Source organism: Bacillus sp. AFS037270 (assembly GCF_002585305.1).
The window spans coordinates 1-1,842 of the sequence record NZ_NUNF01000096.1 but is presented as its reverse complement, the minus strand read 5'-3'; the positions used below and the strand labels follow the sequence as shown (position 1 = coordinate 1,842).

Annotated in this window: 1 protein-coding gene; it reads left to right on the top strand. The window is 41.3% G+C overall.

Annotated features, from left to right (window positions below):
- The first annotated feature begins 125 nt into the window (after window positions 1–125).
- On the top strand, window positions 126–1,421 hold the full coding sequence (locus COD92_RS29695; protein WP_098532401.1) for an IS110 family RNA-guided transposase: 1,296 nt from the start codon (window positions 126–128) through the stop codon (window positions 1,419–1,421).
- Window positions 1,422–1,842: the final 421 nt, after the last annotated feature.

Here is a 1,842-nt window from a genome sequence, read left to right as displayed (position 1 = left end):
GGCAGCATTCCTGTAATGAAAGAAAATGGAGTTTGAACAAAAAAATAACCTCTTGGTAGAATGAGAGAGTCCTGACGCTGGCCAGCAAAAAAGGACAAATCTCTCAAAAACCAGGAGGCTTTAAAATGAATTATAACCAGAATAAGAAGATAGCTCAAATAACTTCTCAAACTCTTATTATAGGAGTTGATATTGCGAAGTTCAAGCATGTGGCACGTGCCCAGGACTATAGGGGATTAGAGTTTGGTTCACCTTGTTATTTTGAAAATGCACATGAAGGATTTGAGCATTTTCTTCAGTGGATTTCCGCCATTAAAAAAGAACAAAGTATGGATAAAGTGATAGTTGGCATGGAGCCAACAGGCCACTATTGGTTCAACCTGGCACATATTTTAAAAGAAAACGGGATTAAGTTTGTCGCAGTAAACCCCTTGCACGTCAAGAAAAGCAAGGAGTTGGATGATAACTCACCTACCAAGAATGATGTGAAAGATGCCAAAGTCATAGCTCAGTTGGTCAAGGACGGAAGATACGCCGAACCTACGATACCGCAAGGTGTTTATGCGGAACTCCGTGTGGCAAAGAAAATACGCGATCTTTTAACTGAAGACCTTCAAACAGTCCAAGGACAAGTACACAACTGGATTGACCGGTACTTTCCTGAATTTCTAAAAGTGTTTAAGAAGTGGGAAGGCAAGGCAGCGTTACAATTCTTAAAGCTTTATGCCTTTCCCCACGAGATAGCTGAATTCACTGAAGAAGAACTGCTCGTCCATTTAAGACTCTCGGTAACTCGGAGTGTAGGACTAAACAAGATCCGGGAGTTAAAACAGGCAGCAAGTAAGTCCATCGGACTTCGACAAGGTGCTGAAATGGCCAGGCTGGAGTTGAAAACCATTCTGGCTAAGTATGAATTAATCCAGTTACAATTCGAAGAATTAGATGCAAAAATAGACGGCCTACTTGATGAAATACCAGGTGTTCAACAAATGTTAGCGATAAAAGGTGTGGGCAGGGATACAATTGCCGGCTTCTTCGCGGAAGTGGGGGATTTAGGCGAATACAATCATCCCCGGCAACTTATCAAGCTGGCCGGCTTAAGCTTAAAAGAAAATACATCCGGTAAGCACAAAGGAAAAACGACCATCACAAAAAGAGGCCGGAAGAAACTGAGGGCCCTGTTATTCAGGGTTTGTATGATTCTCGTCGCCAAGAATTCCGCATTTAAGGCATTGCATGCGTACTATACTCAACGTCAGGATAATCCATTAAAGAAGATGCAGTCCTTGATCGCTTTGTGTAATAAACTGATTCGTATCTTCTTTAGCATTGGTAAAAAGCAATTTGAATTTAGTGAAGAAAAGATGTTAAAAGACATCCCTCATATGGCAGTAACAGAGAAGACGGAAATGGCAGCCTAACTTTGGTTTAGTTTAGAAAAGTAGTAGTTCTGTTTTTATAGATTTGGAGACATTTGAAGCACGGATTAGTCGGCAAAGCAACTAAATTACGGGCTTGGACCCTGTGGGGCAGCATGGCTGACATCCACCTCATGGAAAGGTTGGACGAAGGAATTTGAGAGCGAAGACTCTGTGAGGCATGGGAGGGTTGACCTCCATGAGTAAATGTGGACATCCACCAGTGCGGTTATATTTTTACTCATCCACCATTTTCTGTAAGGAACTGGTTAGTGGGTTATAGCTCTTTTTTCTTACTCTGTCCAAAAATATCCTTTCAAGTGAAGATCTTCCAGTTATAAAGGCATTTACCGATAGGTAAACAACTATGAAATTCTAAGAAAACATGAGTAAATCGGTGTTTTCGCTTCTTTTATTGAGGGAG

Coding starts and splice junctions, on each gene's coding strand:
- COD92_RS29695 (WP_098532401.1), top strand. CDS start 126: ATGAATTATAACCAGAATAAGAAGATAGCTCAAATAACTTCTCAAACT.